Annotated in this window: 4 protein-coding genes; all 4 read left to right on the forward strand. The window is 62.0% G+C overall.

Annotation, left to right across the window (positions count from 1 at the left end; translation table 11 throughout):
• Nucleotides 1-6 precede the first annotated feature (6 nt).
• Entirely contained in the window at nucleotides 7-888 is an 882-nt protein-coding gene (gene cysW / locus VJ604_RS02105; RefSeq protein WP_324079735.1) for a sulfate ABC transporter permease subunit CysW, read from the forward strand.
• 3 nt (nucleotides 889-891) lie between these two features.
• On the forward strand, nucleotides 892-1,959 hold the full coding sequence (locus VJ604_RS02110) for a sulfate/molybdate ABC transporter ATP-binding protein (RefSeq protein WP_324079732.1): 1,068 nt from the start codon (nucleotides 892-894) through the stop codon (nucleotides 1,957-1,959).
• A 281-nt stretch (nucleotides 1,960-2,240) separates the two neighbouring features.
• Nucleotides 2,241-3,194 carry a cysteine synthase A gene (gene cysK / locus VJ604_RS02115; RefSeq protein ID WP_324079733.1) on the forward strand — a complete coding sequence of 318 codons (954 nt, stop codon included), beginning with the start codon at nucleotides 2,241-2,243 and terminating at the stop codon, nucleotides 3,192-3,194.
• Between the two features lie 260 nt (nucleotides 3,195-3,454).
• A complete protein-coding gene (locus tag VJ604_RS02120; RefSeq protein WP_324079734.1) occupies nucleotides 3,455-3,934 on the forward strand; it encodes a thermonuclease family protein in 480 nt (159 codons plus the stop codon).
• Nucleotides 3,935-4,188 lie beyond the last annotated feature (254 nt).

Consider the following 4,188-nt stretch of genomic DNA (forward strand, 5'->3'; position numbering starts at 1 on the left):
ACAACGGTGCATGCCGGTCCTGGAGTTCACAAAAGAGGTAAGGGGAGGGCGGCCAACGTCTCGGAGCCGCCGGCGGTGCGGGTGCTGCTGATCCTCACGGCGCTGACCTTCCTGGCGTTGTTCCTGTTGCTGCCGCTGGCGGCGGTCTTTGCGGAGGCGCTGGACAAGGGGTGGGAGGCCTACCTGGAGGCCTTGCGTGATCCCGACACGCTCTCGGCAATCAGGCTCACCCTGCTGACCGCTTTCTGCTGCGTACCGATCAACCTCTTCTTCGGCATCGTGGCCGCCTGGGCCGTCGCCAAATTCTCCTTTCCGGGCAAGAGCCTGCTGGTCACCCTGATCGATCTTCCCTTCTCGGTTTCGCCGGTGGTATCCGGCCTCATCTACGTCCTGATCTTCGGTCTGCAAGGGTGGCTCGGCCCCTGGTTGCAGGCCCATGACATCAAGATCATCTTTGCGGTGCCGGGGATCGTGCTGGCCACCATCTTCGTCACCTTCCCGTTCGTGGCCAGGGAACTGATCCCGCTCATGGAATCGCAGGGGCGCGAAGAGGAGGAGGCCTCGCTTACCCTGGGCGCCAGCGGGTTGCAGACCTTTTTCCGGGTCACCTTTCCCAACATAAAGTGGGGGGTGATTTACGGGGTGATCCTCTGTAACGCCAGGGCCATGGGTGAGTTCGGCGCGGTCTCGGTGGTCTCCGGGCACATCCGGGGGGCGACCAACACCATCCCGCTGCAGGTCGAGATACTATACAACGAATACAACTATGCCGCCGCCTTTGCCGTCGCCTCGCTGCTCGCCTTGCTGGCCCTGGTCACCCTGGCCATCAAGAGCGTGAGTGAGTTGAAGATGCGGCAGGGGTTGGCCGGCATGGAAACGGAGCGCTGACCAATGAGCATCGAGATCGCAGGCGTCACTAAAAACTTCGGGGAGTTTCACGCTCTGAAGGATATCAACCTCAAGATCCCCTCAGGGGAACTGGTCGCCCTGCTCGGTCCCTCGGGCTGCGGCAAGACAACGCTGTTGCGGATCGTGGCGGGGCTGGAGACACCGGACGAGGGGCGTATCCTGTTCAACGGCGAGGAGGCCACCCGGCGCGAGGTCCGGGACCGCCATGTGGGCTTCGTGTTCCAGCACTACGCACTGTTCCGGCACATGACCGTCTTCGACAACATCGCCTTCGGGCTGACCGTGAAACCGAGAAAGTCCCGTCCCGGCAAGGCCGAGATCAAGGACAAGGTCTTCTCCCTTTTGAAGCTGATCCAGGTCGAGCACCTGGCCTACCACTACCCGGCCCAGCTCTCCGGTGGACAGCGCCAGCGGGTCGCGCTCGCCCGTGCGCTGGCGGTCGAGCCCGAGGTGCTCCTGTTGGATGAGCCTTTCGGCGCGCTCGACGCCAAGGTCCGTATCGAGCTCCGCCGCTGGCTCAGGAGGCTGCACGATGAGATCCATGTCACCAGCGTCTTCGTGACCCACGACCAGGAAGAGGCGCTGGAGGTAGCCGACCGTATCGTGGTGATGAACGAGGGGCGGATCGAGCAGCAGGGAACGCCGTCGGAGGTCTACGACCGGCCGGCCACTCCCTTCGTCTTCGACTTCCTGGGCAATGTCAACCTGTTCCGCTGCAGGGTCCACCAGGGGATGGCGGAGATGGGGGGGCTCGCGCTGTCGGCCCCGGAGCATTCCGAAAGCATGGATCAACCGGCGGTCGGCTACGTACGCTCCCACGACATCGAGATCGACCGCCTCCCCGCTGCCGGGGGGATCGCGGCGGAGGTCCGTTATGTCCTGTCGGTAGGCCCGCTGGTGAGGGTCGACCTTTCCCTGTCGGGTAATCAGGAATCCATCGAGGTCGACCTGCCGCGCGACGTGGCGGACCGGCTCAACCTGCAGGTTGGCGAGCAGGTTTTCGCTCGGCCCAGGAAGATGCGTTTCTTCACCGAGGACTACCAGATCTGAAAGGGGAGAGTCAGGCGCACTGGCGGCTGTGTGCGGTCGTTCCTGCAATGTACATCAATGCGGTCAAGAAAATGCATAAATTTACTTGACAGTGCTGCAGGATAATTATAAAGATACCGTAAGTTAAAACCCAGCAGGGCAAAGTAGGTATAATAGCCAAGCGGAAATCCACCACCTGCCCTTCAGTTTCCTGATGTCTGGGAAGGTGAACTCAATAGCTGATAAGCCAAAAGCCGGATCATATACGTCTAAACCATTTTCAACCTGAAAGGAGCTCGCCCATGTCCCGTATTTACCTCGATAATTCGCAGTCTATCGGCAACACCCCGCTGGTGCGCCTGAACCATGTCACCAAGGGGGCCAAGGCAACCGTCCTCGCCAAGGTCGAGGGGCGCAACCCCGCCTACTCGGTGAAATGCCGCATCGGCGCCAACATGATCTGGGACGCCGAGGAACGTGGTCTGCTGAAGCCGGGCATGGAGATAGTCGAGCCGACCAGCGGTAACACCGGCATCGCACTGGCCTACGTGGCCGCCGCCCGCGGCTACAAGCTTACCCTGACCATGCCGGAGACCATGAGCATCGAGCGCCGCCGCGTGCTGGCCGCCCTGGGGGCGAACCTGATCCTTACCCCCGGCTCTGCCGGCATGAAGGGGGCCGTGACCAAGGCCGAGGAAATGGCGGCTTCCGATCCGAACCACTACTTCCTGCCGCAGCAGTTCAAGAACCCCGCCAATCCCGAAATCCATGAGAGGACCACCGGGCCGGAGATCTGGAACGATACCGACGGCGCGGTCGACGTCATCGTTTCCGGTGTGGGCACCGGCGGCACCATCACCGGCATTTCCCGCTACCTCAAGCAGTCCAGGGGGAAGGCGATCATTTCGGTGGCGGTGGAGCCCAAAGAGAGCCCGGTGATCACCCAGAAACTGGCCGGCCAGGAGCTGAAGCCCGGCCCGCACAAGATCCAGGGGATCGGCGCCGGCTTCATCCCGGATACCCTCGACCTCTCCCTCGTGGACCGGGTGGAACAGGTCGATTCCAATGAGGCGCTGGAATTCGCCCGCCGGCTCACCAGAGAGGAAGGGCTGCTGGTGGGTATCTCCAGCGGCGCCGCCGTGGCCGCCGCGGTGCGCCTGGCGAACCTCGACGAGTTCGCCGGCAAGAACATCGTGGTGATCCTCCCCGACCTCGCCGAGCGTTACCTCTCCACGGCGCTGTTCGAGGAGGCATAAGAGGAAAAGCGTTTGAGATTGAAAAAGCCCCGGCTCATCACCGGGGCTTTTTCATTGTCGGATGGTGCAGACTTCGCTCCCTGCCCGCTTGGGCTCCCTGCAGAGAATAAATTGCAATGGATGTCCTGTTTTGGTACGATACCCCCATTTCCAGCACAAGCCGTCACCAAGGGGGCGCGTTGAAAACCGGTCGTGGTTTCATTGTTCTACTTTCCTGCCTTTGCCTGCTTCTCCCGCACGTAGCATTCGCTCACCCCCCCGTGTTCGTTGACGGGCTGGTGGTCGGGGTCACCGAGGGAGATCGTCTCACCGTCAACTCATCCGGGACCGAAATCCGCGTCCGACTCTACGGGGTCGCCACCCCGCAACCTCCCAAGATAGACAGGACCACGGGCTGGTACAAACCCGGCCAGCCATACGCCGAAGAGGCCTTTCGGGCCCTCTCCAGCAAGGTGCTGCATCAGCAGGTCAGGGTGGAGATCCGCAGGACGCTGGTCAACAAGGACGAGCAGATAGCACTGGCGGTGGTGTTCCTGGATGGCCGCAACATCAACATGGAGATGATCGCCGAAGGGTGGGGCTGGGTCGACAGGAGGTTCCTGTCCAAGATGGACGTTGGCCACTACACCGTAGTCGAGAAGTTGGCGCGTGCGCACAAGGACGGGCTGTGGGTCCAGGAACGTCCCCAGCCTCCCTGGGAGTTCAAGCCGGAGTTCAGGATCAGGAATCGACGCAACTGATAGGCCTGCGGCGCAACGCTGCTCCCTCCACCTCCTCTCCCCCCTTATCTGCCCGCTGCGCCCGCGAACCTACCTTCACATCCTCCCCGACCTCCGTTCAACGATATCCAGCCCCTTTCTCGACCAGTGGTATTCCGTCACCGTCATTTGGCCGGGTGTGTTACAATTTGGAACGGTCGCACTGTCCCGCTTTGGAACAGTGGCTTCGCTGGCGGCCGATCCTGGATCATCCGCTGCAGCGGTTTGCCCGGACC

It is taken from the genome of Geomonas sp., from assembly GCF_035254065.1.
GTDB lineage: Bacteria > Desulfobacterota > Desulfuromonadia > Geobacterales > Geobacteraceae > Geomonas.